Raw genomic sequence first — 26,187 nt, 5'->3', positions numbered from 1 at the left:
CGCCCGTGCGTTCCCGGCGGCGCCTTATCAGCGGAACGGTGTCCGGTGGGCGGCCCCGCCGAATTCCCTGTCTCTTTCTTACCGTCCGATGGCGCGAATTCGCCGTAGTGGCCGAAGAGCGCAATGGGGGCCGCGTTCTCGGGAGTCACCCCCGTCGATATCGTGGAGCCCTCTGACGGCGCGTTCTACGGAGGCGAGTGGCCATGCCCGCGATCGACGCGACGGAGCCGGAACGATCAACCGCGGAACCCGTGGTGCGCACCGCCACCGGCGCCGTGCGCGGCCGGCGGGAACACGGACTCGCGGTATTCCGGGGAATTCCCTTCGCCGCACCGCCCGTCGGAACGGCCCGGTTCGCCGCGCCCCGCCCGGCGGCACCCTGGGACGGCGTCCGGGACGCGTCCGCGTTCGGCCCGCCGCCCCCGCAGGACTTCGGCGTCCAGGGCCGCACCGGCCGCCTCGAAGGACCCGAGGGCGACACCTGGCTCACGGTCAACGTGTGGACGCCCGAACCCGACCCGGCCGCCCGCCGCCCGGTGATGGTGTGGATCCACGGCGGCGCCTACAAGCTCGGCCACTCCGGCAGCCCCGGCTACGACGCCCACCGCGTCGCCCGCGCCGGCGACCTCGTCGTCGTCAGCCTCAACTACCGCCTCGGCATGGAGGGGTTCGCCCAGATCGAGGGCGCCCCCGCCAACCGGGGCCTGCTCGACCAGGTCGCCGCCCTGGAGTGGGTGCGGGAGAACATCGCCGCGTTCGGCGGCGACCCCGACCAGGTCACCGTCTTCGGCGAGTCCGCGGGCGGCGGCAGCGTCGCCGCGCTGCTGGCCATGGACACGGCCCGCGGCCTGTTCCACCGGGCGATCGTGCAGAGCGTCCCCGGCACCTTCTTCTCCCCCGAACTGGCCCGCGACATCGCGGCCGCCCTCGCGGCCGAGGCCGGACTGCGCCCCACGGCCGCCGACCTCGCCACCGTCGAACCACGCGAACTCGCCCTCGCCGTCTCCCCGTTGAGCGGGAAGATGATGCGGCACCTGGACCGCTGGGGCCGGGCCGCGCCCACCGTCACCGCCTACTCGCCGGTCGTCGACGGCGAGGTCCTGCCCACCACCCCGTGGCAGGCGCTGGCGTCGGGCGCGGGCCGTGACGTCGGCCTGCTGGTCGGCCACAACCGCGACGAGTTCCGCCTCTTCATGGCCATGGGCGGCCTGCTCGGCACCGTCACCGAGGAGCGGGCCGCCGAGACGCTGCGCCTCTTCGCGCCGGGCGGCGCCGAGGGCGAGCGCGCCTACCGGGCCGCCTACCCCGGCGCCACGCCCGACGAGCTGTACGAGCGGGTGCAGACCGACTGGCTGTTCGCGCTGCCCACCCAGCGGCTGGCCGAGGCCCAGCTCGCGGGCGGCGGCCGGGCGCACGTCTACGAGCTGGCCTGGCCCGCGCCGGGCAACGGCGGGGTCCTCGGCGCCTGCCACGGCCTGGACATCCCGCTGCTGTTCGGCACGTACGACGCCGACCTGGGCGCGCTCCTGTTCGCCGGCGCGGAGGTCACCCCCGAGGCCGAGGCGCTCTCGGCGCGCTTCCGCGCCGCCTGGACGTCGTTCGCCCGCACCGGCGACCCCGGCTGGCCCGAGTACGACGAGAAGCACCGCCCCACCCTGGTCCTCGACGACGCCCCGAAGGTCACCGACTACCCGCAGGAGCGCAGCGGCCGCCTCTGGGAGGGCCACGACTTCCCCGCGCTCCCGCTGCTCGGCTGAGCCGGGAGGCGGGGGGCCCGCGGGGGCCCGGCGGGCGGGGGTCAGAGGCCGCCCAGGTTTCCCAGTGGTTCGATGTCGACCTTGACCGGGGTGCCCCACACCCGCAGCACCTCGTAGTCGGTGAACTCGTGGACCAGCCGGTACGCCATCGCCGGGCGTGAGCCGCGCCGCTGGGCCGCGAGATACAGCTCCGCCTCGTGCCGGTCCCGGCGCGGGGTGCCGCACAGCTCCCACTCGCGGCCGTTCCACTGCTCGGGCAGCCAGCGCTGCTGGGCCTGCGGCCGGTCGGCGCGGACGCCGTAGCGGGTCGGCGCCGAGGCGCCGGGGTCGGGCCGCTCGGGGCGCGGGCCGCCCTGGTACTCGGAGCGGCGGGCGGCCCTGCGCCGGGTCTCGCAGAGCAGGCAGCGGTCCGGGGCGCTCTCGTCCACCGGGCCCTGCGGGTGCTCGGCGCACCGGGTGGTGGGGGCGCCCCCGCCGACGCTCTCGTCCAGCAGATCGAGGGCCCGCCGCAGGTCGGCCTTGACCTCGTGCAGGCGGGTGTCGGGCGTGTCGCCGGTGAGCGCGTCGCCGTGTTCGCCGACGAGGCGAAGGGCGCGGCCCAGGGCCGTGAGCTGGGCGTGGTTCACAGCGGGCTCCGTTCTCGTGGGCGCGCCAGGGGCGGCGCGGCGGGACGTCGGTGGCGCGGACGGGGGCCGCAGGGGCACCGGTCGCGGGGGCGGGCGGTCCCGATTGTCCCGCCGACTCCGGGAACCGGCCAACTTCGGACCCGCGACCAGTGATTGTTGACAACTTTGGCGACAACTCATCGTCTTCACAGCGACTCCTCAGACAGCGCTGCTGCACTCGTGCCGCACCAGCCGTCCACAGACACGAGCCACCCGCGAAGGAGACGGAAGTGAAGCGAGTGAAGCGCAGAACCGTGGTCATGGGGCTCACCGCGACGGCCGCCGCGGCGGCGGTCCCCGCGGTCGGCGCGAGCGCCGCCCGCGCCGCGACGCGGTCCACCGAGGACCCGCTGGTCTTCGACCCGGCCGCCCACACCGAGCTGACCGTCGGCGTCACCGACCCCGAGGGCACCGCCCACCAGGTCGTCTACCGCTTCCACAAGGTCGCCCGCTATGTGGCCGACCCGGTCGCCCCCGCCTACCAGGGCCTCAACGTCAGCGTGCCGGTCTCGGTCGACGGGACGGCCGTGGACGCCACCGACGCGCCCATCCTGTTCGCCAACTCCGTCGGCGGCTACCTGCCGTCCTCGGTGGCGGACGCGACCGGCATCGGCGCGGGCGGCGGCCCCGGCGGACCGGGCGGACCCGGGGGACCCGGGGGACCGGGTGGCGGGAGCGGCGGCCCGAGCCGCACCCTCCTCGCGCTCCTCGCCGGGTACGTCGTCGTCGAGCCCGGCGCCCGAGGCCGCACCCTCGTCGACTCCTCCGGCGCCTACTACGGCACCGCGCCCGCCGCGATCGTCGACCTCAAGGCGGCCGTCCGGTACGTGCGGCACAACCGGGGGCGCATCCCCGGGAACGTCGAACGGATCGTGTCGTCCGGCACCAGCGCGGGCGGCGCGCTCTCCGCGCTGCTCGGCGCCTCGGGCGACAGCCCCCTGTACGTGGCGGCGCTGCGGGAGCTGAGGGCGGCCGACGCCTCCGACGCGGTCTTCGCCAGCGCCGACTGGTGCCCGATCACCGACCTCGAACACGCCGACATGGCCTACGAGTGGTGCTGGGGCGGCAATCCGCTCGCCGACGGCTCGACCGTCGACGCGACCGTGTCCGCCGCGCTGAAGGCCCAGTTCACCGACCACCTCGCCGAACTCCGCCTGACCGCGCCGGGAACCGGCCGCCTCACCGCCCGCAACCTCGACGCCCACCTGGTCCGCGCCCACCTGGAACCCTCGGCCACCCGGTATCTCGCCGCCCTCTCCGACGCCGACAGGGCCGCCTACCTGGCCGCGCACCCGTTCCTCGGCTGGGACGGCACGGACGCCACCTTCACCTGGGCCGGCTTCCTCGCCCATGCCGGCGCCCGCAAGAAGGACGCGCCCGCGTTCGACGCCTTCGACCTCTCGACCCCCGAGTGCAACCTCTTCGGCACCGGCACCACCGCCGCCCGCCACTTCACGCCCTACGCGCTGCGCCACGCCGACGGCCCCGGGGCCAGGCTCGACGCCGACCTCCCCGGCACGCTCCACCGGATGAACCCGATGTACCACCTGGTGGACCAGGTCAACCCGCACCGCTCCCGGCACTGGTGGATCCGCCTCGGCACCAAGGACAGCGACACCTCCCTGACGGTCGCCGCCGTCCTCGCGGCCCGCCTGGAGAACCTCGGCGACGACGTCGACCTGCGCTACTACTGGGACGCCGGGCACGGCGCCGACGACGACCCGGGCGACTTCATCGCGTGGATCGCGCGGATCTCGGGGACCCATCCGACCCATCCGACCCATCCGGCCCGTCCGACCCGTCGGGCCGTCGCGACCGCTCCGACGCCTTAACCCCCTCCGCCGCCTCAGCCCCCTCCGCCCCTCCGGACCCCTCCGGCCGTTCCGGCAGCGGCACCGCGCCGCTGAACCCGGCGTAGGTCGCGAGGAAGCCGACGGCGTAGCCGGTCAGCAGACCGCCCGCGTAGATCGCCGCCGTCGCCAGCGGGCCCCTGTTCCCCGCCAGCAGGGGGAACAGGGCCCACCCGGACGGGCCGATCGCCGTCGCGCCGACGCGGTCCCCGAGCAGCGCGAAGAACCCGACGAACGCGCCGCCCGCCGCCCCGCCCACGCACGCGGTCAGGAACGGGCGGCCGAGCGGCAGCGAGACGCCGTAGATGAGCGGTTCGCCGACCCCCAGCAGCCCCGCCGGGAGCGCCGACCTGATCGTCGTCCTCACCGACGTGTCCTGCCGCAGCCGCACGTACACCGCCACCGCCGCGCCCACCTGCCCGGCGCCCGCCATCGCCAGCAGCGGCAGCAGGACGGTGTAGCCCTGCTGCTCGATGAGCGTGGTGTGGATGGGGATCAGGGCCTGGTGCAGGCCGAGCATCACCAGCGGCAGGAAGAGGCCGCCGAGGACCAGACCGGCGAACGGGCCGGTCGTCACCAGCAGCCAGTCGGCCGCGTGCCCGATCGCCGACGACACCACACCGGCCGCGTACATCAGCCCGTACAGCGTGCCGAGGCCCGCGACCAGGACGGTCAGGGTCGGGGTCAGCAGCACGTCCAGGGTGTCGGGCACCCGGCCGCGGCACCACCGCTCCACGGCCACCCCGAGCAGCGCCGCCGCCATCGCGCCGAGCACCCCGCCCTGCCCGGGGGCGAGCGCCACCCCGAACGCCGTCACCTTCGCGACCCCCGGATACACGACGACGGCCGCGACCGCCCCGCCGAGGACGGGCGTCCCGCCGAACACCTTCGCCGTGTTGTAGCCGACGAACACCGCGATCAGCGCCATGAACCCGGCGGCGACGGCGGTCAGCGCGGGCGTCAGCCACGGCAGCCAACCGGCGTTCACCAGCAGCCCGTTGAGCCCGGCGAGCACCCCGCAGCCGATGAGGGCGGGGATGAGCGGCACGAAGACGTCCGCGATCCGGCGCAGCGCGCCCTTGAGGGGCGTGGCGTTGCGCCGGGCGCGCGCCTTTCTGAGCCCGGCGCCGACGGCGGCCAGCTCCCCGGCGGTGCCGGTCGCGGGGGCGGCGGCCTGGGGGGTTCCGGTCGCCGGGGTGCCCGCCCCGGGCGGGCTGTCGTGGCTCGCGTCCGCCAGCATCGTCCGGAGCCCGGCGGTGACCTTGGCGACCGCGCCGGGGCCGAGGATGACCTGGTACGTCTCCCCGTCGGTCACCACGCCCAGCACCCCGGGCACCGCCCGCACCCCCTCCTCGTCGACCAGGGAGGCATCGGCGAGACCGAGGCGCAGACGGGTCATGCAGTGGGCGGCGGAGGTGATGTTCGCGGGCCCGCCGAGGAGCGGGAGCAGGGCGGCGGCGGTGCTGGTGTACGGGTCCGAGGTAGGCACCCCCCGAGCGTGCGGGTCAGTCGGCCGCCGCCCTGAGCGCGGCGCGCAGGAGGCCCCCGGACTCCTCCAGAAGGCGGGCGGCCGTAGGGCCGTCCACCCCGCCGAGCACCACCAGGATCGCCGGCTTCACCTCGCCGCCGGTGGCGGTGAGGGCGCGCTCGATCTCGTCGTCCCCCGCCCCGGTGGCCAGCGCGACGATCCGCCGGGAGCGGGCCCGCAGCTTCTCGTTCGAGGCCCGCACGTCGACCATGAGGTTCCCGTACGTCTTGCCCAGCCGGATCATCGTGATCGTCGAGATCATGTTGAGGACCAGCTTCTGCGCCGTGCCCGCCTTCAGCCGGGTGGAGCCGGTGAGGAGTTCCGGGCCGACGACCACCTCGATGCCGTGCTCGGCCGCGGCGGCCAGCGGGCTGCCCGCGTTGCAGGAGAGGCCGACGGTCAGCGCGCCGGCCGCCCGCGCGTGCGCCACGGCGCCGATCGCGTACGGGGTGCGGCCGGACGCGGAGACGCCGACCACCGTGTCGTCGGGGCCGATCTTGAGGGCGTCGAGGTCGGCGCGGGCCAGCTCGGCGGAGTCCTCGGCGCCCTCGACGGACGTCACCATCGCCTCGGGGCCGCCCGCGATCAGCCCGACGACCTGCCCGGGTCCCGTGTTGAAGGTCGGCGGGCACTCGGAGGCGTCCAGCACCCCGAGCCGCCCGGCGGTGCCCGCGCCCGCGTAGACCAGCCGGCCGCCGCGCGCCATCCGGGCGGCGACGGCGTCGATGGCGGCGGCGATGCGCGGCAGCGCGGTGGCGACCGCGGCGGGGACGGTGGTGTCCTCCGCGTTCATCAGGCGGGCGATCTCCGCCGTGGGCAGGCGGTCGATGTCGGCGAGTTCCGGGCGGAACGCCTCCGTGGTCAGGGTTTCCAGCTCGGCTCGGAGACCACGCGGGTCGGACGTGGGAGTCATGGGCGTGCGGCTCATTTCGGTGTGCGGGGCGCGCGGCGGGTCGGGAGGTGGTGACGGGGGGCCGGGGCGGGCGCGCGGTGGCTGGTCGCGCGGTCGCCCGCGCCCCCGGGGTGGTGCGGTGCACGTCGGTGCGGGGCGTGCGGGGCGTGCGGGGCGTGCGGGGCGTGCGGGACGTGCGAGATGTGCGGGACGGGCGAGATGTGTGGGGTCAGCGGCGGTGGCGGTGGGCCAGGGCCTCGTAGGACGCGGAGAGGGCCGGTGCCGCCGTCTCGTAGGTGCCCTGCGCCACGCCCACGAACAGGCAGTCCACGACCAGCAGTTGACTGGTCCTGGACGACATCGCGGCCGGGCGCAGTTCGCTCTCGCGGGCCGTGGACGTGGTCAGCACATGGTCGGCGTACTGGGTGACGGGACCGTCGGGACGGCCGGTGATCGCCACCGTCGTCGCCCCGCGCTCGAAGGCGACCCGCAGCGGCTCGATGACGTCCCCGGTGGAGCCCGAGTGCGTGATCGCTATCGCCACGTCACCGGCGCGCAGCTGCACCGCGTTGGTGACCGCGAGGTGCGGATCGCTGTGCGCCTGGGCTATCAGCCCGATCCGCAGCAGCTTCTGGGTGAGGTCCTGGGCGACCAGCCCCGACGCCCCGACCCCGTACACGTCGGTGCGCCTGGCCCCGGCCACCGCGGCGACGGCCGCGCCGAGCTGCGCGGTGTCGAGACCGGCCGCGGTGTCGGCGAGGGTCTGCTGCTCGTCGTAGGCGAGTTTCGCGACGACGTCGGCGATCGGGTCGTCCACCGCGATGTCCGTGGTGATCGCGGGCGCCCGCCCGGACTGCTGGTGCGCGGCGAGCCCCGCGAGCGCGAGCCGCAGATCGCGGTACCCGGGGTAGCCGAGCAGCCGGGCGGTGCGGACGACGGTGGCCTCGCTGGTGCCGGTCAGCCCCGCGAGCCCGGTGACGGTGAGGGCGGCGCACCCGGCCGGGTCACCGGCCACGGCCTCGGCGACGCGCTGCATGGAACGCGTCATGGAGGGCGCGAGCGTGCGGACCTTGGCGGCGAGGGCGGCCGGGGCCGGCGGCGCCTGGGCGGCGGCCGGCGTGGGCGGGGTCTGGGTGGGCGGGGCCTGCTTCGGCGCCGCCCGGGGCGGTGCGGTCCCGGGTGGAGCGAAAACTTCCTTCACGTCCTGGGTCACTCCTGAAAGATATTTTCGTTTCGGTGGTGGGGTCAAGAGTGCGCACAATGGGGGGCATGGAACCCATCGACCCCCTGGAACAGGCGTTGCACGCGGCACGCGCCCTCGTGCTGGCCGACCTGGTCGCGGGCGAGGTCGGCCAGGCGGACATCGTGTCGATGGTCGAGGAGTCCGTCGTCCAGCGCCGCTGGTGGGTCGGGCAGTGGCCGGAGGGCGCCGCGTTCGTGGCGGGTCTCGTCGCCCAGGACGTGCAGGACGCCCTCCTGGAGCGGTACGGCCGCTGGCCGCTCTGCCCGGTCTGCGAGGGCGGCGACCCGCACGCCCTCGAGGTCGAGCCCGAGCTGGGCGCCGACCCGCACTGGGTCTGCCACCAGGCCGGCGTGAAGGTCGCGCCGGTGGGCGCCCTGGGCGGCGCGGGTCTCGGGTCCGCCTCGTCATGACGGTGTACATCGACCCGCCGACCTGGCCGGGGCACGGGCGGCTCTGGTCCCACCTGGTGAGCGACGTCTCCTACGACGAACTGCACCGGTTCGCCGAGGAGTTGGCCGTGCCCCGGCGCGCTTTCGAACGCGACCACTACGACCTGCCCGCCCACCGGTACGCGGACGCGGTGCGGGCGGGCGCGGTCCGGGTCAGCAGCCGGGAGGTGGTGCGGCTCCTGACGGAGGCCGGGCTCAGACGCCGGAAGGGCCGTCGGACGCCGCCGGGCTGCTAGTACGCAGGTACAGCCGCAACGGCGGTTGCGACTCCTGGCCCGCCGCGTCGACGGGGCCGTCCGCGCGGACGAAACCGGCGCGGGCCACGACGCGTTGGGACGCCGCGTTCTCCTCCTCGACCAGCGCGCACAGCGACCGCACGTCGTCCCTGGCCAGCGCCCACCCGGCGAGGGCGTCCAGCGCCTCCGTCGCGTAGCCGTGCCCGCGGGCGCCCTCGACGAGGTCGTAGCCGATCTCCGCGCGGCCCTCCTCGTCCGGGACGCCGTGGAAGCCGAGGCCGCCGACCGCGAGGCCGTCCTCGCGGCGCACCAGCACGAAGAGTCCGAACTCCGGCCGGTGCACGCCCGCCCGGTACGCCTTCAGGACCATCCCCGCCGCGTCCCTCGTGCCCTGGAAGGGCCCGCCGTCCAGCCACGCGAACCCGCCGTCGCCGCCCACCGCGAGATCGGCCGCGCCCGCGGGCGTGACGCCGTGCAGGACGAGCCGGCCGGCCGGCAGCACCAGGTCGTTGCTCCAGCGCCACGCGGTGACGGCCGCCCGGCCGGGCAGCTCGCCGCGCCCGGTGGCCCACAGCAGGGTGCGCCACGGGTCGGTGTCGGGCCTGACCCGCGGAAAGAGCTGGGTGAGCACGAACTCGGCGAGATCGGCGTCCGGTTCGTGGGCGAGGCCGAGCGCGCCCGCGATGTCGTGCGTGTGCAGCAGGATCTCGGCGACCCCCATCGCCGCGAAACCTCGCCGGTCGGCGCTGCGGAACGGGTACGGGTGGAACCCGCGGGCCTCGCGCGGCGCGGTGCGCACGGCGGCGGTCAGCAGGGCGCCGGTCGTCTCGATCACCTGGAGCAGACCCGCGTTGCCGGTCCCGTCGTCGAGCCTGAGCTCGAAGGGGACGTAGCCGTCCTGGGCGCGTCCGGCCAGGTTGGCGGCGTAGGCGAGCAGATCGTCCGCGATGTGCGTCGCCGTCTCGTGGCAGCTCCATTCGAGCCCCGCCGCCCGCACCTCCGTCCAGTCCCGTTCCACCGCGCCCCGCAGGGTGCCCACGCACCCCGCGACCGCCTCGTCCACCCGGTCCGCGCCATCGCCCAGCATGGCCCGCACCCTAGGCTTCCGTCCCGCCTCCGGTCGACAGCATTTCCAGTTCGGTGGTGAGGTTGTAGCGCGCCGTCGCCTCCCACTCCCGTGCCCCGTGCGGGGTCCTGAACAGCCGGGGCAGGTCGAGGAGGGCGCGCAGGATCGCGGACCTGCCGGTCCTGAAGTCGTCGTCGGGCACGAAGTGGTACTCCTGCCTGACGGCCGCCGTGTACGCGGCGTACGCCGACGGGGGCGCCGCGAGGATCGCCAGGTCGGCGTCGCAGAGCACCTGGCCGTCCCGGTCGTCGTCGGCGGGGTCGTGGGTGAGCGTCAGCCGGACCAGCCGCGCCACCTCCGCCGTCCGCGCCGCGCCCACCCCCGCCTCGGGCAGCGCCCGCTCGGCGAGCCGGGCCGAGCGCTCCTCGTTGGTGGACCGCTCCGGCAGGTAGACGGCGTCGTGGAACCAGGCCGCGAGCCGCACGGCGAGCGGGTCGGCGGCGTACTCGGCCAGCAGGTCGACGTGGTCGAGGACCGCCGTCAGATGCGCCACCGTGTGGTACCGCCGCTGCGGCTCGGACCAGCGGCGCAGCAACTCGTCGGCGTAGCGCGAGGGTTCGGGCGGAGGGCCGGCGGCGGGCCCGCCGTCGCGGGTGCCGTGGGGTCCGTCGTCGCGGGCGGCGAGCAGGGTGTGCTGCCAGCGGGAGCGCAGTGCGTCGAGATCGGCCATGCCCGCATTCTCCCGTCACGCCCTCCTCTTCAGGTCCTTCCCGTCCCTTCCCTCCCGGTCGGCGCGGGTCCTCGCGGGCGCGCGCGAGGGGCGATCTTCGGCCGATCGCCGGGCTCCTTGGTGAGCGGCGGCGGAGAGAGGCGTACCCTGAATTGGACTAGACCTATAGCAGGAGTGGGGACCCATGAGCAAGCGTGCAGTCCTGGAGGTGATCGCCCTCGACGCCGAGGACGCCGTCGCCGCCCAGGCCGGAGGCGCCGACCGGCTGGAACTGGTCACCGACATGGCGGCCGACGGACTCACCCCGTCGCCCGGCACGTTCGCCTCGATCCGGGCCGCCGTCGACATCCCGCTGCGCGTGATGCTGAGGCTGGCGGACGGCTTCTCGGCCGGTTCCGCCGCCGACCTGGACCGCCTGGTCCGCACCGCCGGGCAGCTGCGGGAGTCGGGCGCGCGGGAGTTCGTGCTCGGGTTCCTCGGCGACGACGGCGGAGTCGACCTGCGCGCCGTCGAGCTGCTGGCCGACGCGCTGGACGGCTGCTCCTGGACCTTCCACCGCGCCCTCGACCACGCGGCCGACCGCGACGCCCTGCGCAAACAGCTCGACGGCGTCCCCGGCCTCGACACCTACCTGACGGCCGGTTCCGCCGCGGGAGTCGACGACGGCCTCCCCGTCCTCCTCGCCGAGGCGGACCGGCGCGGCGAGCCCGGCTACGCACCGCAGATCCTGGTCGGCGGCGGCCTCTGCCTCGCCCATCTCCCGCGGCTGCGCGCCCGTGGCCTCGACGCCTTCCACATCGGCGGCGCGGCCCGCCCCGACGGCTGGACCGGCCCGGTGTCGGCGGCGGCGGTCGCCGAGTGGCGGCACGCGGTGGACGGCACCTGACCCGGCCTGGCTCCACCTGACCCGGCCGCCCCGATCCGGCCGGTGCTGCGACCGTGGAGGGGACGGCGACCGGGACCGGGACGGGGGCGGGGGCAGGGACGCGGACGGGAACCGTGACGGGGACGGGGGCGGCGACCGTGGCTGTGACCCACGCGCCACGGTCCGCCCCGCCGGTTAGGGCACACTGGAGGTTTGGCCGGACGTCGGCCGGATCGGAAAGGGTGTGCCGCGCGTGAATGGTCCGCTGATCGTTCAGTCAGACAAGACCCTGCTCCTGGAGGTCGACCACGAGCAGGCCGACGAGTGCCGTCGCGCCATCGCCCCCTTCGCGGAGTTGGAGCGGGCGCCCGAGCACATCCACACCTACCGGGTGACCCCGCTGGGCCTGTGGAACGCGCGCGCGGCCGGCCACGACGCCGAGCAGGTCGTGGACGCCCTCGTGCAGTTCAGCCGCTACCCCGTGCCGCACGCCCTGCTCGTCGACGTCGCCGAGACGATGGACCGCTACGGCCGGCTCACCCTCAGCAAACACCCCACGCACGGCCTCGTCCTCACCACCACCGACCGCCCGGTCCTCGAAGAGGTGCTGCGCTCGAAGCGGGTCGCCCCGCTGGTCGGCGCCCGCATCGACGCCGACACCGTCGCCGTCCACCCCTCCGAGCGCGGCCAGATCAAGCAGACCCTGCTCAAGCTGGGCTGGCCCGCCGAGGACCTCGCCGGATACGTCGACGGCGAGGCGCACGCGATCGACCTGGTCGAGGACGGCTGGGCGCTGCGCCCCTACCAGAAGCAGGCCGTCGAGAACTTCTGGCACGGCGGCAGCGGCGTCGTCGTACTGCCCTGCGGCGCGGGCAAGACGCTGGTCGGCGCCGGGGCCATGGCGCAGGCCAGGTCCACCACGCTCATCCTCGTCACCAACACCGTCTCGGCCCGCCAGTGGAAGCACGAGCTGATCAAGCGGACCTCCCTCACCGAGGAGGAGATCGGCGAGTACAGCGGCACGAAGAAGGAGATCAGGCCCGTCACCATCGCCACCTACCAGGTGCTGACGACCCGGCGGAAGGGCGTCTACCCGCACCTGGAGCTGTTCGACTCCCGGGACTGGGGCCTCATCCTCTACGACGAGGTGCATCTGCTGCCCGCGCCCGTCTTCAAGTTCACCGCCGACCTCCAGGCCAGGCGCAGGCTCGGCCTGACCGCCACCCTCGTGCGCGAGGACGGCCGCGAGTCGGACGTGTTCTCCCTCATCGGGCCCAAGCGCTTCGACGCGCCCTGGAAGGAGATCGAGGCCCAGGGCTACATCGCCCCCGCCGACTGCGTCGAGGTGCGCGTCAACCTCACCGACAGCGAGCGGATCGCCTACGCCACCGCCGAGACGGAGGAGAAGTACCGCTTCTGCGCCACCACCGCCACCAAGCGGAAGGTCACCGAGGCGATCGTGCGCCGCTTCGCCGGCCAGCAGATCCTCGTCATCGGCCAGTACATCGACCAGCTCGACGAACTCGGCGAACACCTCGACGCGCCCGTCATCAAGGGCGAGACCAGCAACGCCCAGCGGGAGAAGCTGTTCGGCGCCTTCCGCGAGGGCGAGATCAGCGTCCTCGTGGTCTCCAAGGTCGCCAACTTCTCCATCGACCTGCCGGAGGCGACCGTCGCCGTCCAGGTCTCCGGGACGTTCGGATCACGCCAGGAGGAGGCCCAGCGCCTCGGCCGGGTGCTGCGGCCCAAGGCCGACGGCCACCAGGCGCACTTCTACTCCGTCGTCGCCCGCGACACCGTCGACCAGGACTTCGCCGCCCACCGCCAGCGCTTCCTCGCCGAGCAGGGGTACGCGTACCGGATCGTCGACGCCGACGAACTCCTCGCCGAGGAGAAGTAGCCGAGCCAGGCGCAGCCGAGCAGGCCGAGCCCCAGCAGCGGGTACGGCGCCGCCAGCGGCTGCTGCCACCACGGGAACCGCAGATCGAGGTCCCCGGCGTGCGGCAGCAGCCACATCGTGCGCGCCGTGAACACCGCCGCCACCGCGACGGCGAGGCGCCGCCGCCCGTCCGCCAGCAGCACGGCGAGCAGCGGCACGCACCACACCCAGTGGTGCGACCAGCTGATCGGCGACACCAGCAGCCCGGTGAACGCCGCCACCAGCACCCCGTACCGCTCGTCCCCGGCCCGGCCGGCCCGCCCGGCGCGCAGCCCCGCCCGCCCCACCCACCACAGTCCCAGCACCCCGACCGCCAGCACCGGCAGCGCCCACAGCGGCCCCGGGGCCGGGTCGCCGAGGGTCCGCGCGATCAGGCCGGACAGCGACTGGTTGTCGATGATCCACACCTTGCCGACCCGGCCCGTCTCGTACAGGCGCCGGGTGAAGAAGTCCACGGTCGCGGACGGCAGCACCAGCAGCCCGAGGACGACGGTCGCGGCCATCGCCCCCGCCGCCGTCGCGGCCTCCCGGTAGCGCCGTCGCAGCAGCAGGTGCACCAGGAACACGGCGGGCGTCAGCTTGATCCCCGCCGCCACCCCGATCGCCGCCCCCCGCAGCCGCGCCCCCGGCGGACGGGTCAGGTCCCACAGCACCAGGCCCGCGAGCGCCAGGTTGACCTGCCCGAACAGCACGGTCTGGAAGACGGGTTCCAGCCACAGCGCGAGCCCGGTCACCGCGCACAGCGACGGCAGCGGCAGCGCCCGCCCGGCCAGCCGGGCGGAGAGACGGACGAACCAGGCGAGCAGGAGCGCGTTGCCCGCGAGGAAGACCACCTTCAGGACCGGGACGGGCAGCAAGGCCGCCGGGACGAACAGCAGCGCCGCGAACGGGGGGTAGGTGGCAGGCAGCCGCCACTCGGTGACCGTGAAGCCGTACAGGTCGCCGCCGTGCAGGACGGCCTCGCCCTCGGCCCGGTAGACCAGCACGTCGGCCATCGGCACGCCGTGCGCGAGGCAGAGGGCGGCGAAGCAGCAGAGCGAGACGGAGAGCAGGAGAACGGAGGTCGCTGTCCGTGATCGGCGGGTCACCCGGTGACCCTAGACGGTCACCTGCGACGCACGCCCGCCTCCTCGCCGTACTCGCCGAGTATGACGACGTCGAAGGCCGCGCCCGCGAAGACCTTGACGGCCCGCAGGGCGTCCCCGAGGCGGTGGGGGTGGCTGCCCGTGACGGCCGAGGCACCGCGCGGCCGGGACGGGACGGGGGCTGGGTGGAGAATGGCTGCGCTCATGTCCCCATGGTGGCTTTCGGGACATAAGGACCGCATCGGTCTGTGGGCCGAACCTGGGTGGAGACCCTCTCCACCCCTGGACAGACACCCTTCCCCCGGAAGAGGGACCCCCGTCCCCTAGGGGAGCCGCCACCCGGGCCCCTCGCACCCCTCCCGCGCACCCCTCTCACGCCGAGGGGCCGACAGACGGGCGACCGCGGGGCCGCGAAAACGGTTGGCCCCCACATCCACCCCTGCCCTACACTCTCCGCCTTGCCCGCCTCCCCCAGGAGTGCCGCCGACCGGACGGAAACCGGCCGGCATGCCGTCCCGCGCGCACCCCCCGCGCGCATCCGCCGCAGGCCCCTCGGAGGCACCCCCTTGTCCGCGTCACCGTCCGTGCCCGCCCCCGACGACGACCCGCTCGCCCGCGAGCGCTCCCACCTCGCCGAGTCCCGCTCCGCGCTGCGCGCCATGCGCGAGGACGTCGAGTCCCTCGACATCGCCGACGTCACCGCGAACTGGGTGAACGCCCAGATCCTCGCCCGCCAGATCGACGAACGCATCAAGGCGCTCGCCGACCTCAGCCACACCCCGCTCTTCTTCGGCCGCCTCGACTACCTGCACGCGCCCGGCGCCGAGCGGGCCGAGGGCGCCGAGGGCGAGCGGTTCTACATCGGGCGCAGGCACGTCCACGACAGCGACGGCGACCCCATGGTCATCGACTGGCGGGCACCGGTCTCGCAGCCGTTCTACCGGGCCTCCAAGAAGGACCCGATGGACGTCGGGCTGCGCCGCCGCTTCGGCTACACCGGCGGCGACCTCACCGCCTACGAGGACGAACACCTCTCCGACCCGGCGGAGGCGGCCCGCACCAGCAGGCTCCTCCAGCGGGAGATCGAGCGCCCGCGCGTCGGCCCGATGCGGGACATCGTCGCGACGATCCAGCCCGAACAGGACGAGATCGTCCGCAGCGGCCTCGGCGGCACCGTCTGCGTGCAGGGCGGACCAGGCACCGGTAAGACGGCCGTCGGCCTGCACCGGGTCGCCTACCTCCTCTACGCCCACCGCGAGCGGCTGGCCCGCACCGGCACCCTGGTCATCGGACCGAACCGCTCCTTCCTCCACTACATCGAGCAAGTGCTGCCCGCGCTCGGCGAGTTGGCGGTCCAGCAGGCGACCGTCGACGACCTGGTCGGCCATGTCGAGGTGACCGGCACCGACGACGCCCCGGCCGCCGTCATCAAGGGCGACGCCCGGATGGCCGAGGTGCTGCGCCGCGCCGTCTACTCCCATGTCACCCTCCCCACCGAACCGGTGATGGTGGTGCGCGGATCACGCCGCTGGCGGGTACCGGCCCACGAACTGGAGACCATCGTCAAGGAGTTGCTCGACCGCGGCATCCGCTACGGCGCCGCCCGCGAGGCACTCCCGCAGCGCATCGCGCACGCCGTGCTGGTCCAGATGGAGCGCTCCGGCGAGGCACCGGACGACCGGGTGCAGGACGCCGTGGCCCGCAACACCGCCGTCAAGGCCGCAGTGAAACAGATCTGGCCGCCCGTCGACCCCGCCCGACTCGTCCTGCGGCTGCTCACCGACGCCGACTTCCTCGCCGAGCACGCCGACGGCATCCTCACCGAGGAGGAGCGCGGGACCCTCCTGCGGGCGAAGCCGGTGCGCAGCGTGCGGTCGGCCAACTGGTCGGCGGCCGAAGCCGTGTTGATCGACGAGACGACCGACATCGTGCAGCGCACCCACTCCCTCGGCCATGTCGTCCTCGACGAGGCCCAGGACCTCTCCCCGATGCAGTACCGCGCCGTCGGCCGCCGCTGCACCACCGGCTCGGCGACCGTCCTCGGCGACCTCGCGCAGGGCACCACCCCCTGGGCGACCCGGAGTTGGGACGAGGCGCTGGCCCACCTCGGCAAGGCGGACGGCGTGATCGAGGAGCTGACGGCCGGGTTCCGCGTCCCCACAGACGTCATCACCTACGCCTCCAGGCTCCTGCCGCACATCGCGCCCGGCCTCACCCCGGTCGCCTCGGTGCGCGAGAACCCCGGCTTCTTCGCCGTGCGCGCCGTCACCGGCACCGCCGAAGTGGTCGCCGCCTGCCGGGAGTTGCTGGCCAACGAGGGCTCCACCGGCCTGATCGCCGCCGACGCCCGCGTCCCCGACCTGGAACGGGCCCTGGCCGAGGCGGGCATCGGCCATCTGGCGCCCGGCGAGGAGACGACGGCCGACACCCGCCTCACCCTGGTCCCGGCGTCCCTGGCCAAGGGCCTGGAGTACGACTACGTCGTCCTCGACGAGCCGCGGGCGGTGGTCGACGCCGAACCCGACGAACGCACCGGCCTGCGCCGCCTGTACGTGTCCCTGACCCGAGCGGTCTCGGGCCTGATCGTCACCCACAGCACCCCGCTCCCTGACCAACTCGCCCCGGAGGAGCCCGCCGTGGCGTGAACGACCCGAGGCGCGCCGTTCCGAGGCGAGCCCAGCGAGCCGCCCGCAGCGGCCCGCCTAGGAGCCGTTGCCGTCGTCGCCCTCGCCGCCGTCGCCCTCGGCCAGTTCGGCCACCCCGGTCACCCGGTGCAGCGGGAACGTCCGCACCTCGTCCGCCGTGTGGTCGTACGCCGTCACGAAGCCGCCCTCCACCCGGATCGGGGCGATCACCCGCTGGCTCGCGCCGCCCTCGGCGTTGACGAAGCCGATCCACACCGCCTCGCCGGTGAGGACGGCCGCCTGCACGGTGGCGAGGGTCTCCGCCGCGCTGGTGCGCGGGAGTTCACCGGGCCCCGGGCCGTCCTCGACGCCGGCAGGCGACGGCTTGCGGGGCGTCGTGGCGGCCAGGTCGCCCGCGCGGATCGCCCGGATCGCCGCCGTCAGCAGCGTGCCGTCCGGCGTCGGCGGGCCGTCGGGTACCGGCGCCGGAGCGGTGCGCGGCGGCGTGCGGTGGGCGTCCGGCCTGGTGATCACCACATCGCCCTCCGCCGACTCGGCGGCGGGCGCGAACCCCATCGCGCGCAGCCCGTCGAGCAGCGCCGCCGGATCGGCCTGGGTCGCCAGGACCGTCGGCGCGAGACGGCGCAGCCGCAGCGGCTGGGCCCGCTTGTCGGCGAGGATCTCGGTGAGCAGCGCGTCGTCGTCGCACCGCAGATAGGCCGAGGCCGCGCCCACCCGCAGCCGCCCGTGCCTGCGGGCCACGTCGTCGATCAGATACGTCAGCGGCTGCGGCACCGGCGTGCGCGCGTGCGCGGCGAGGAAGGCGTGCAGGTCGGTGGCGGTCTGCCCGGCGTCGAGCGCCCGCCGCACGGAGCCGGGCGTGAACCGGTACACCGTCGCCCCGCCCTTCGACTCCACGTCGGCGAGCACGCCGAGCATCGCCGCCAGCGGCCGTTCGAGCGGGCCTGGAGCCACCGCCGTCAGGTCGGCCTGGAGCAGCACGTGGTCGAGCGGCTCGGGCAGCAGCGGCGCGAGCAGCCGCCCGGCGGCGGCCGTGGCGACGGCCTGCGCGGCGGGCGGGAGCGGCCCGGTGGCGCCCGTCAGGGGGCCCGCGACGGCGCCGCCGGCCACATGACGGGCGGGAAGCTTGTCCCCCGGCCCCAGATCGAGCCCCGCCGCGCCCGCCCCGGCTTCCGGCGCCGTACCGGTAGCCGTTCCCGGGAGCCCAGCCGGGTGCGTCCCGTGCGGGCCCGCCGGGTCCGTGAGCCCCAGCAGGGCCCGGCCCTGGGTGGAGAGGGCGCCGCGGCCGGTGACGCCCAGCAGCTCAGCCTCGGTGAGGGTCCAGCGGGCCAGCCTGGCCCGCAGGTCGTCGTCCTGCGGGGCGCCGGGCTGCGGGCTCTGCTGCGGCTGGGGTCCGCGCAGGGGCCGTTCCCAGCGCAGCCGGGCGAGGACCGAGTCGGGCGTCGGGGCGGTGCCCTCGGGCAGCGCGGCCAGCAGGGTCAGCACCCGGTGCCGCACCTCGGGCGCGGCGGACCGGTCGAGCCCCGGGCCGAGCGCGGACAGCGAACGGTCCTTGGCGTCCCGCCCGCCGACGAGCCCCGGCGTCCTGGTCGCCGTCAGCCATGTCTCGGCGAGCCGCGCCCACCGCTCGGCGGCCGGCCGTTCCAGCCAGGCGTCCGCCTCCGGGGTCGCCGCGTACCGCTCGTCGGCCTCGCCGTCGGAGGCCAGCAGGCCGGCCGCGTACGCCAGCTCCACCCAGAACGCGCCGACCGGCTCGGGCACGTCGAGGGCGACCGCCGTCCGCTTGAGGTCGCGCATGCTGAGCCCGCCGGCGCGCAGCACCGCGGGCCCGCCCTCGTCCCACTCCTTGAGCAGTTCCTCGACGGTCGCCAGCGCCATGTGGGCCTGGCCCGCCGCCGTCGCGTCCACCACCCGCGGCCGGTGCGTGCCGGCCGCGTCGAGCGCGGGCGGCAGCGGCTCGACGGTCCGGTGCGCGCGCCCGCCGCGCAGATGCAGGGCGGCCTCCCGGGGCAGGACGACGGTCCCCGGCGCCGTCGGCAGCAGCAGCCCCCGGTCCAGGAGCCGCCGCAGCCGGGCCGCGGGCTCCGCGCTGACCTGCCCGTACGGCGGCCCCCACACCAGCCGCTCCAGCACGTCGAGCGACTCCTCGGGAAGCCCGGCGAGCAGCTCCGCCATCCGGCGCCGGTCGGTGAAGAGGCCGGTCAGCGCGGCGACGGCGGAGACCGCGTCGTGCGTCGACGGCAGCCCGGCGGCGGTCACGATCTCCTGGACGCGCCCCGGCGACATCCCCGCCGTCGCCTCCCGCACCCCGGGTCCGAGCCCGGTGGGGGACGGGTGCTGGGGGGTCGGCGCGAGCAGTTCGCGGGCGGTGCGCACCAGCCGGAGCCGGTCGTCGCCGCCCCACACCAGGGCCTGTTCCCGCAGGGTGGCGACGGCGCGGGGAAGCGCGGCGGCGACCGTGTCGTCACCGTCGTCGCCGGTCATCAGCGCGAGGAGTTCGTCGTAGGGGGCCGGGTCGGCGGCCACCGCCAGCGCCTCGGCGGTCTGGAGCGCGAACCGGTCGAGGCGTTCGAGCGCCCGCACCACGGAGGCCCGGGTGCCGGCCCGGGTCGCGAGCTGCGTCAGGTCGGAGGGGACGGGCGTGATGAGATCGGGCCGGCTGCGCAGCAGCACGGCCAGGGCCGCGTCGTCCCGCGAGCGGAGCGCTTCCGCGAGGGACCGGGGCGACGTGGACGGGTTGCTCATCCGACCTACGTTAGCGGGTGCCTGTGACGCCCGCGGGGCGTCACGGCGGCCGTCCCCCTGCCCCGGCACGACCTCGGGACGGCCCCGGGACCGCCCCGGGACCGCCTCCCGGCGGCGGTCCGCCCGCCGCCCGCCTCCCGGACCGGCCTCCCCGTCGCCCGTGACCTGCGCTACCGTCGTGGCGTCGGGGTATCCAACGCACCCGCCCCGGAGGGGACTTCGTGGGGATCGAGAGCGACCAGGTCGTCTACGAGTATCTGAGCCGCGTCGGCGACGTCGCGCACCAGCGGCAGCTGCCGTCGGGCGCGCGGATGCGGCTGGTGTCGGAGCTGCGCAACGAGATCGACAGGCGGCGCGCCAAGACGACCGTCGACTCGCCCGCCGCCGTCCGCCGCATCCTCGACCGGATCGGCACCCCGGACGAGGTGGTCGAGGCCGCCGACGGCAGCGCCCCGGCGGGACCGCGGCCGCCGTCCACCGAGGTGCCCGTGCAGCGGGACGGCGAGGGGCCGAGGCCCGTGCGCGCCAAGGGCCTGCGCCGGGTCGTCCCGCGCCCCCGCACCGAGAAGGAGCCGGCCCCGCGGCCGCCCGAGCCCCCGCTGCCGCCCGCCGCCGCGGGTCTCCCCGCGGCGGACGCCTACCCCGCCGACTGGTGGCGGGTGGACAGGACGCCGCTGGGGGACCAGGTCGAGGGGTTCGTCGGCGGCATCGAGATCCCGGAGCTGCTCAGGCCGTCGCTGCGCAAGGAGACCGGCGAGGAGCGCACGGCCCGTGAGGCGCAGGCCGCGAAGGACGCGGACGCCGGGCCCGCCGTCGTCGAGGCGGAGCCGGAGACCGCCGCGGTCCGCCGCCGGTTCGGGGTGCCGCTGCCGGCCGGGAACTGGAGCAACCCGCTCCTGCTGGTCGCCGCGGGGCTCCTCGTCGTCGGCGCGGTCCTCGGCAACTGGGCGGCGCTGCTGGGGGGCTGGCTGATCGCCTACCTGTCCAGGCGGCTGACGCAGAACGAGTCGAAGTGGGCCGTGATGGGGATGCCCGGCCTGGCCGTCACCGCGGGCGCCGTCTGGCTCTGGGGCCGCAGCGTCGGCCGCTGGGGGAGCCCCATCGCGCAGGGCCATATGAACGACGCCCTCGCGCAGACCTGGCCCTGGGTGGTGCGGGGCGCGGCGGTCCTGTCGGCGCTCTACGTGCTCTGGCGCTCGCAGCGCAAGGTATGAGCACAATGGCCGATATGACCACCCCCGCCTCGCCCGCCTCGCCCGGTCCCTCCGCCCCGCACGGCTCCTCGGCGCCCACGGTCGGGTTCGACCTCGACATGACGTTGATCGATTCCCGGCCCGGCATCCGCGCCTGCTACCAGGCGCTTGCGGAGCGGACCGGGACGTACATCGACGCCGATCTCGCCGTCACCCGCCTCGGCCCGCCGCTCGCGGACGAGCTGATCAACTGGTTCCCGGCGGAGCGGATACCGGAGATGGCGGACCTGTACCGCTCGATGTACCCGGAGATCGCCATCGCCGCCTCGCCCGCGCTGCCGGGCGCCCGGGAGGCGATCGACGCGGTGCGGGCGGCCGGCGGGCGGACGCTCGTCGTGACCGCCAAGTTCGAGCCGAACGCGAAGCTGCACCTGGCGCACCTCGGGCTCGACCCCGACGAGGTCGTCGGCGACCTGTGGGCCGAGCGGAAGGCGCTGGCGCTGCGGGAGCACGGCGCGGCCGTGTACGTCGGCGACCATGTCGGGGACGTCCGCGGGGCCCGCACGGCGGGCGCCCTCTCGGTGGCGGTGGCGACCGGGCCGATCGACGCCGACGGGCTGCGGGCGGCGGGCGCGGACGTGGTCCTCGCCGACCTCACCCTGTTCCCGCGCTGGCTGACCGAGGACTACCTGCCCGCGCGGGCCTGACGGCGGCCCGCCGAGATCGAGCGGAGCACACCGCCGCAGGCGACGAGGAATCCGACGCCCATCAGCATGCTCAGTCCGAACATGTAGGTCGGAAAGGGCGTCGCGTGGAGGAACAGCGGAGCCACGGTGACCAGGGTCGCCACCGCGCCGACGAAGAAGAGGACGGCACCGGCGCGGATCAGTCGGTCGCCGGGCGCGGCGGAATTCGTTTGGGTTTTGTCAGGCACGGGACCAGGGTAGTTCCCAGCGCGAAGGAACAACCGGGTGACGTCTTGTCACCGGCCCCGAGACCATTAGCCTGGGTACCGGCGGGTCGTGGTCGACCCGCCCGAGTGCTCTCAAGAGCCGTTTCCCGAAGCAGTTTTCCGACAAGTACGAGGACGAGGACAGACGTGCCTACCGGCAAGGTCAAGTGGTTCAACAGCGAGAAGGGCTTCGGCTTTCTCTCCCGCGACGACGGCGGTGACGTCTTCGTCCATTCCTCGGTCCTCCCCGACGGCGTCGACGCGCTCAAGCCGGGCCAGCGCGTCGAGTTCGGCGTCGTCGCCGGTCAACGCGGTGACCAGGCCCTTTCGGTCGTCATTCTCGATCCGACGCCATCGGTCGCGGCGGCCCAGCGCCGCAAGCCCGACGAACTGGCCTCCATCGTGCAGGATCTGACGACGCTCCTGGAGAACATCACGCCGATGCTGGAGCGCGGCCGCTATCCCGACAAGGCGGCGGGCAAGAAGATCGCGGGTCTGCTGCGCGCGGTCGCCGATCAGCTCGACGTTTAGGGCCTGCCGTTCGGATCGTGCGGCGAGCCGGCGTCTCCCTTTTCCTTCCCGCGGGGTTCCGTCACGGGAAATCCAGGGCGTTCGGGCCGAGGGGCGGTACCAGTCCCTCGGCCGCGGCGCGGGTGAGCAGTCCGCGCACGGCCGCGTAGCCGTCCTCGCCGAGATCCGCCGTGAACTCGTTGACGTACAGCCCGATGTGCTGGTCGGCGACCGCCGGGTCCATTTCCTGGGCGTGTTCCATCACGTATCCGCGGGACGCCTCCGGGTCGTCCCAGGCGGCGCGCACCGAGGCGCGGATGGCGTCGGCGAGGCCGGTGAGGGTCTCGGCGCCCAGAGAGCGCCTGGCGATGATCGCGCCGAGCGGGATCGGCAGCCCGGTGGTGGACTCCCAGTGCTCGCCCATGTCGGCGAGCTTGTGCAGCCCGTAGTTCTGGTACGTGAAGCGGGCCTCGTGGATGACGAGACCGGCGTCGACCTTGCCGTCCCGCACGGCGGGCATGATCTCGTGGAACGGCATGACGACGATCTCGCCGACCCCGCCGGGGACGGTGTCGGCGGCCCACAGCCTGAACAGCAGATAGGCGGTCGACTTCTCGCTGGGCACGGCGACCGTGCGTCCGGTGAGGTCGGCGCCCGCCTCCCGGGTGAGCACCAGCGGCCCGCAGCCGCGACCCAGGGCGCCGCCGCAGGGCAGCAGCGCGTACTCGTCGAGCACATAGGGCAGGACCGCGTAGGACACCTTCAGGACGTCCAACTCGCCGCGTTCGGCGCGGCCGTTGGTGATGTCGATGTCGGCGAACGTGACGTCGAGCGCGGGGGCGCCGGGAATCCGGCCGTGGGCGAGCGCGTCGAAGACGAAGGTGTCGTTGGGGCAGGGCGAGAAGGCGATCTGCAACGGCGTGCGGTCAGAGGTCATACGGATTCCAACTCCCGAGGACGGGTGCGAACTTCCCGAAACCCTCGGTCAGTGCGGCGAGGGCGTCGGCGATGCGCCAGGCGGCGCGGTCCCGCGGGCCCACCGGATTGGAGACCGCGCGGATCTCCAGGACCGGCAGACCGGCCGCGGCGGCGGCCTCGGCGACCCCGAACCCCTCCATCGCCTCGGCGAGGGCGTGCGGGTGGCGGGCGCGCAGCAGGGCGGCGCGTTCGGCGGTGCCGGTGACGGTGGAGACGGTCAGGACGGTCCCCGAGAGGGCTCCTGAGACGGCTGTGAGCTCCCGTACGAGTGTTTCCGGCGGACGGTGGGTGACGGTCCCGAAGCCGAGCTCCGTGACCGGCACGAAGCCGTCGGCGGTCTCGGCGCCCAGGTCGGCCGCGGTGATCGCGTCGGCGACGACGAGCGAGCCGACCGGCGCGTGCGGCGGGAAGCCGCCGCCGATCCCGGCGGAGACGACGAGCCCGTACGGTTCGCCGGCGAGCGCGGCCGCGGTGAGCGCGGCCCCGGTACGGGCCCCCGCGCTGCCCGGTCCCACCCCGACGACGAGCAGGTCGAACCCCGCGGACCTGCGGAGCGCGACGCCCCCGGCGAGCCGCGTCCCACGCGGCTCGTCAGCGGTGAACGACCGTGCCACCGCGTCCTGTTCGGCAGGAACGGCGGTGGCCACCAGCACCCGCGGGATCAGTCGTCCTTCTTCAGCCGGAACGACCACAGCCCGGTGACCTTCTGGCTGCTGGACTTGCCGTCGGCGGCCTTGATGGTGACCAGGGTGGAGTCGCCCTGGGCGCCGTACTGGGCGTTGAAGAAGACGCTGCCGGGGATGGTCCGGTACGTCTTGTCGCTGTCCTCGGTGAGCGGCTGGCCGTTCATCAGGATCGTCCAGCGCTTGTCGGCGATGGCCGGGTCGACACCGAAGCGCACGGTCTCGTCGGGGTCGACCTTGATGGACGCGATGTCGGTGTCCTTCAGGCACTTCGCCAGCTCGGCGGAGCTGAGGGACGCGCTCTCGCCCCCGCAGGTGGCGCCCTCGTTGACCGAGGAGCTGCCGACGGTGATCGTCGCCACCGGGGTGGGCTTGTCGCAGGCCGACAGGACGAGCAGCCCGGCACCAACAGCGCCGACGGCGGCGACGGCGCGGCGGCGTCGCACAGCGGATTGCATCGAGGTCATGGCCGAAGGCTATCGGGCGGGCCCGCCCCGGCCCCCACGTGGGGTGCGGCGTGGTGCCCGCGCGTCACACCACGCGGGGTCCGCCGCCGCCCGTCCTGGCCGAGCGGAGCAGCCCGCGGGCGGTCAGCAGCCACCCGGCGGCGATGACCGCGGCGGCCGTGCAGAGCCCCAGGGTGCCGTTCAGGGGCATGACGATGCCGATGGCGCCGCCGAGCACCCAGGACACCTGCAGAAGCGTTTCTGAGCGGGCGAACGCCGACGTCCGCACCGCTTCCGGCACGTCCCGCTGGATCAGCGCGTCCAGGGAGAGCTTGGCGAGGGCCTGGGAGAAACCGGCGACGGCGGCCAGGCAGGCGACCAGGAAGGCGCCGAAGAAGACGGCCGCGGTGATCGCGGCGCCGAGCACGAACGCCACCACGAACACGATGATCACCTCCGGGGCGCGGGCCCGCAGCCAGGCACCCACCGCCGTGCCGATCGCGTTGCCCGCCCCCGCCGAGACGGCCACTATGCCCAGCGAGACGGCGGCGCTCGACCCGGTGAGGGGATGGTCGCGCAGCAGGAAGGCCAGGAAGAAGGTGAGGAAACCGGAGAGCCAGCGCAGCGAGGCGTTGGCGCCCAGGGCGTGCGTGACGGCGGCCCCGACGGTCCGCAGCCCCGGCCGTCTGGCGGCCGGCTCCTGGCGCCCTTCGCCGGCCAGCAGCGCGAACGACTCGCCCTTGGCCGAGTCGACCTTCCGGGGCAGCGTGAACGACAGGAAGGTGCCGGCCATGAAGATCACGAAGGCGCCGTAGAGCGGATAGCGCGGCCCCAGCGCCTGGAGCCCGGCCCCGACGGGAGCGGCCACACCGGTGGCGAGGAGCCCGCCGAGAGTGACCCGGGAGTTGGCCTTGACCAGCGAGAACCGGGGCGGCAGCAGCCGGGGCACCACGGCGCTGCGCACGACGCCGTAGGCCTTGGAGGCGACGAGCACCCCGAGGGCGGCGGGATACAGCTCCAGGCTGCCGGTGGCGGCGGCACCGGAGATGATCAGGGCGAGGAGCGCGCGGGCCAGCATCGCGCCCGCCATGGCGGCCCTGCGGCCGTGCGGGAGCCGGTCGAGGAGCGGCCCGATCACCGGCGCCAGCACCGTGAAGGGCGCCATCGTGATCGCCAGGTAGAGCGCGACACGCCCGCGCGCCTCGTCGGTGGGGACCGAGAAGAAGACGGTGGAGGCGAGCGCGACGGTGATCATGACGTCGCCCGCGCCGTTCACCGCGTGCAGCTCGATCAGCTTGCCGAGCCCCGACTCCCCGGCGCCGTGGGCGTGCGTGACCTTCCTGATCCCGCGCCCCGCACCGGTCACCGGGAAGCGCAGCGCACGGCCGATCGCGCGGACGGACCCGCCGAACCGGCCCGAACCGCCACCACGACCCCTGCCCCGGGTTTCACCGACTCGGGCGGCACCCTGGGGCGTCCTTGCGGCTGCCACCCCGTCATAGTGCCCCGAGAAGGCCGTGCGTAGTGCGGTTACCGCGCGTATGGCCGTCCGAGGGCCGACTTGGCCGGTCGCCGATGAGGGCGAGTCACGGGGAAACGTCCCGTCGGTGTAGGCCGAGCGGTCGCGAGCAGGTAGCGTGCGTAGCGCGCCGTGGCGAACGTTCTCGGCCGCGCGCCTCTCGGTCATCCCGCAGAATGGATGGATGAGGTGCGCCCGAGCGCGATCGGGC

At 74.8% G+C, this 26,187-nt stretch carries 23 protein-coding genes and 1 pseudogene; 10 read left to right on the top strand and 14 right to left on the bottom strand.

Going from position 1 to position 26,187, the window contains the following annotated elements; all coding sequences use genetic code 11:
* The first annotated feature begins 203 nt into the window (after positions 1-203).
* Entirely contained in the window at positions 204-1,757 is a 1,554-nt protein-coding gene (locus DDJ31_RS17550; protein ID WP_127179341.1) for a carboxylesterase/lipase family protein, read from the top strand.
* Between the two features lie 41 nt (positions 1,758-1,798).
* On the opposite strand, the gene DDJ31_RS17545 is transcribed toward DDJ31_RS17550, so the two are convergent.
* The gene (locus DDJ31_RS17545) at positions 1,799-2,383 is read right to left on the bottom strand and encodes a hypothetical protein (RefSeq protein ID WP_127179342.1); all 585 of its coding nucleotides are present in this window, start codon (positions 2,381-2,383) and stop codon (positions 1,799-1,801) included.
* Between the two features lie 299 nt (positions 2,384-2,682).
* Between DDJ31_RS17545 and DDJ31_RS17540 the strand changes: the two genes are divergently transcribed.
* Entirely contained in the window at positions 2,683-4,254 is a 1,572-nt protein-coding gene (locus DDJ31_RS17540; protein ID WP_240678421.1) for a subtype B tannase, read from the top strand.
* Here the strand turns inward: DDJ31_RS17540 and DDJ31_RS17535 are convergent.
* The 3 genes from DDJ31_RS17535 to DDJ31_RS17525 form a co-directional block, all read right to left on the bottom strand.
* On the bottom strand, positions 4,154-5,761 hold the full coding sequence (locus DDJ31_RS17535; RefSeq protein WP_127179344.1) for a PTS transporter subunit EIIC: 1,608 nt from the start codon (positions 5,759-5,761) through the stop codon (positions 4,154-4,156). The genes DDJ31_RS17540 and DDJ31_RS17535 overlap by 101 nt on opposite strands.
* Before the next feature lie 16 nt (positions 5,762-5,777).
* Positions 5,778-6,713, bottom strand: coding sequence for an N-acetylmuramic acid 6-phosphate etherase (gene murQ, locus DDJ31_RS17530; RefSeq protein WP_127179345.1), 936 nt, complete (start codon positions 6,711-6,713; stop codon positions 5,778-5,780).
* A 208-nt stretch (positions 6,714-6,921) separates the two neighbouring features.
* Entirely contained in the window at positions 6,922-7,905 is a 984-nt protein-coding gene (locus DDJ31_RS17525; RefSeq protein WP_127179346.1) for a MurR/RpiR family transcriptional regulator, read from the bottom strand.
* A 56-nt stretch (positions 7,906-7,961) separates the two neighbouring features.
* On the opposite strand from DDJ31_RS17525, the gene DDJ31_RS17520 reads away from it, so the two are divergent.
* Positions 7,962-8,345: a hypothetical protein gene (locus DDJ31_RS17520; RefSeq protein ID WP_127179347.1), complete on the top strand. Its 384-nt coding sequence runs from the start codon at positions 7,962-7,964 to the stop codon at positions 8,343-8,345.
* Complete coding sequence (locus tag DDJ31_RS17515) at positions 8,342-8,620, top strand: DUF4031 domain-containing protein (RefSeq protein WP_127179348.1); 279 nt, start codon at positions 8,342-8,344, stop codon at positions 8,618-8,620. Before DDJ31_RS17520 ends, DDJ31_RS17515 begins: the two co-directional genes overlap by 4 nt.
* Here the strand turns inward: DDJ31_RS17515 and DDJ31_RS17510 are convergent.
* Together DDJ31_RS17510 and DDJ31_RS17505 are read right to left on the bottom strand one after the other, a co-directional pair.
* Positions 8,580-9,707: a GNAT family N-acetyltransferase gene (locus DDJ31_RS17510; protein ID WP_127179349.1), complete on the bottom strand. Its 1,128-nt coding sequence runs from the start codon at positions 9,705-9,707 to the stop codon at positions 8,580-8,582. The genes DDJ31_RS17515 and DDJ31_RS17510 overlap by 41 nt on opposite strands.
* Positions 9,708-9,717: 10 nt before the next feature.
* Positions 9,718-10,416, bottom strand: a complete 699-nt coding sequence (locus DDJ31_RS17505; RefSeq protein ID WP_127179350.1) for an HD domain-containing protein — start codon at positions 10,414-10,416, stop codon at positions 9,718-9,720.
* A 184-nt stretch (positions 10,417-10,600) separates the two neighbouring features.
* On the opposite strand from DDJ31_RS17505, the gene DDJ31_RS17500 reads away from it, so the two are divergent.
* Together DDJ31_RS17500 and DDJ31_RS17495 are read left to right on the top strand one after the other, a co-directional pair.
* Positions 10,601-11,302: a copper homeostasis protein CutC gene (locus DDJ31_RS17500; RefSeq protein ID WP_127179351.1), complete on the top strand. Its 702-nt coding sequence runs from the start codon at positions 10,601-10,603 to the stop codon at positions 11,300-11,302.
* A gap of 232 nt (positions 11,303-11,534) precedes the next feature.
* On the top strand, positions 11,535-13,181 hold the full coding sequence (locus DDJ31_RS17495) for a DNA repair helicase XPB (RefSeq protein ID WP_127179352.1): 1,647 nt from the start codon (positions 11,535-11,537) through the stop codon (positions 13,179-13,181).
* 2 nt (positions 13,182-13,183) lie between these two features.
* Here the strand turns inward: DDJ31_RS17495 and DDJ31_RS39195 are convergent.
* Both DDJ31_RS39195 and DDJ31_RS17490 read right to left on the bottom strand, forming a co-directional pair.
* Positions 13,184-14,308 (bottom strand): annotated as a pseudogene (locus DDJ31_RS39195) (glycosyltransferase 87 family protein); the annotation flags it as partial.
* A 17-nt stretch (positions 14,309-14,325) separates the two neighbouring features.
* A complete protein-coding gene (locus DDJ31_RS17490; protein WP_164784946.1) occupies positions 14,326-14,511 on the bottom strand; it encodes a hypothetical protein in 186 nt (61 codons plus the stop codon).
* Positions 14,512-14,871: 360 nt separating this feature from the next.
* On the opposite strand from DDJ31_RS17490, the gene DDJ31_RS17485 reads away from it, so the two are divergent.
* Complete coding sequence (locus tag DDJ31_RS17485; protein ID WP_171480838.1) at positions 14,872-16,950, top strand: HelD family protein; 2,079 nt, start codon at positions 14,872-14,874, stop codon at positions 16,948-16,950.
* 57 nt (positions 16,951-17,007) lie between these two features.
* On the opposite strand, the gene DDJ31_RS17480 is transcribed toward DDJ31_RS17485, so the two are convergent.
* Entirely contained in the window at positions 17,008-19,695 is a 2,688-nt protein-coding gene (locus DDJ31_RS17480; RefSeq protein WP_127179354.1) for a helicase-associated domain-containing protein, read from the bottom strand.
* A 221-nt stretch (positions 19,696-19,916) separates the two neighbouring features.
* On the opposite strand from DDJ31_RS17480, the gene DDJ31_RS17475 reads away from it, so the two are divergent.
* A complete protein-coding gene (locus tag DDJ31_RS17475; protein ID WP_127179355.1) occupies positions 19,917-20,909 on the top strand; it encodes a hypothetical protein in 993 nt (330 codons plus the stop codon).
* A gap of 14 nt (positions 20,910-20,923) precedes the next feature.
* Positions 20,924-21,595 carry an HAD family hydrolase gene (locus tag DDJ31_RS17470; RefSeq protein WP_431027842.1) on the top strand — a complete coding sequence of 224 codons (672 nt, stop codon included), beginning with the start codon at positions 20,924-20,926 and terminating at the stop codon, positions 21,593-21,595.
* Here DDJ31_RS17470 and DDJ31_RS17465 read toward each other — a convergent pair.
* Positions 21,574-21,822 (bottom strand): hypothetical protein, encoded by a 249-nt coding sequence (locus DDJ31_RS17465; RefSeq protein ID WP_127179357.1) that lies wholly within the window; start codon positions 21,820-21,822, stop codon positions 21,574-21,576. The two genes, DDJ31_RS17470 and DDJ31_RS17465, sit on opposite strands and share 22 nt — an antisense overlap.
* Before the next feature lie 165 nt (positions 21,823-21,987).
* Here DDJ31_RS17465 and DDJ31_RS39675 point away from each other — a divergent pair, with 165 nt between their 5' ends.
* On the top strand, positions 21,988-22,371 hold the full coding sequence (locus DDJ31_RS39675) for a cold-shock protein (protein WP_093829197.1): 384 nt from the start codon (positions 21,988-21,990) through the stop codon (positions 22,369-22,371).
* A gap of 61 nt (positions 22,372-22,432) precedes the next feature.
* On the opposite strand, the gene DDJ31_RS17455 is transcribed toward DDJ31_RS39675, so the two are convergent.
* The 4 genes from DDJ31_RS17455 to DDJ31_RS17440 form a co-directional block, all read right to left on the bottom strand.
* Positions 22,433-23,287 (bottom strand): 1,4-dihydroxy-6-naphthoate synthase, encoded by an 855-nt coding sequence (locus DDJ31_RS17455; protein ID WP_127179358.1) that lies wholly within the window; start codon positions 23,285-23,287, stop codon positions 22,433-22,435.
* Complete coding sequence (locus tag DDJ31_RS17450) at positions 23,277-24,020, bottom strand: futalosine hydrolase (protein ID WP_240678173.1); 744 nt, start codon at positions 24,018-24,020, stop codon at positions 23,277-23,279. The genes DDJ31_RS17455 and DDJ31_RS17450 overlap by 11 nt, the downstream gene beginning before the upstream one ends.
* The gene (locus tag DDJ31_RS17445; RefSeq protein ID WP_240678174.1) at positions 23,990-24,478 is read right to left on the bottom strand and encodes a DUF2771 domain-containing protein; all 489 of its coding nucleotides are present in this window, start codon (positions 24,476-24,478) and stop codon (positions 23,990-23,992) included. Before DDJ31_RS17445 ends, DDJ31_RS17450 begins: the two co-directional genes overlap by 31 nt.
* A gap of 64 nt (positions 24,479-24,542) precedes the next feature.
* Complete coding sequence (locus tag DDJ31_RS17440) at positions 24,543-25,949, bottom strand: MFS transporter (protein WP_127179359.1); 1,407 nt, start codon at positions 25,947-25,949, stop codon at positions 24,543-24,545.
* Positions 25,950-26,187: the final 238 nt, after the last annotated feature.

This window comes from Streptomyces griseoviridis, from assembly GCF_005222485.1.
GTDB lineage: Bacteria > Actinomycetota > Actinomycetes > Streptomycetales > Streptomycetaceae > Streptomyces > Streptomyces hintoniae.
The sequence above is the reverse complement of the archived record's forward strand: the minus strand, read 5'-3'. Positions and strand labels throughout refer to the sequence as shown.